This window comes from Streptomyces litchfieldiae, assembly GCF_031845365.1.
Taxonomy (GTDB): Bacteria; Actinomycetota; Actinomycetes; order Streptomycetales; family Streptomycetaceae; genus Streptomyces; species Streptomyces litchfieldiae.
The window spans coordinates 1-471 of the sequence record NZ_JAVREL010000092.1 but is presented as its reverse complement, the minus strand read 5'-3'; the positions used below and the strand labels follow the sequence as shown (position 1 = coordinate 471).

Below are 471 nucleotides of genomic sequence, written 5' to 3'. Positions count from 1 at the left end.
GTAAGGAACGCATGATCGGGGTGGACGCCACGCACGCCTGGGCGTCGGTCTGGACACCGCAGAATGTCTGGCTGGGAATGGATCCCACCAACGACCAGATGGTCGACGAGCGCTACATCGCTGCCGGATTCGGCCGTGATTATGCCGACGTACCCCCGTTGCGGGGCATCATCTACACGGATTCGGACAGTAGCGTGATCAAGGTATCGGTCGACGTGGCGCCGTACCCGCCGGATCGAGAAGGGTTGCTGCATGCGTGATTTCAACTGCCCCAACTGTGGTCAGCACCTGGCATTCGAGAACTCCCTGTGCCTTTCGTGCGGCAGTGCGCTGGGGTTCTCGGTCGACGACATGGCGCTGCTGGTGATCACCGACACCGACCAGAGCGACCACGCCGGCGCGGTCGACGAGGACCAGTATCAGCTGTGCGCCAATCTGCATCTGGCCGAGTGCAATTGGCTCGTCCGGATC

Annotated in this window: 1 protein-coding gene and 1 pseudogene; both read left to right on the top strand. The window is 62.2% G+C overall.

The window, feature by feature from the left end:
- A pseudogene (locus RM590_RS35530) lies at nt 1-260 on the top strand (transglutaminase family protein); the annotation flags it as partial.
- Nucleotides 253-471, top strand: a 219-nt coding sequence (locus RM590_RS35525; protein ID WP_311708944.1) for a zinc-ribbon domain-containing protein, incomplete at its 3' end; no start/stop codon positions are given. The pseudogene RM590_RS35530 and the gene RM590_RS35525, both read left to right, overlap by 8 nt.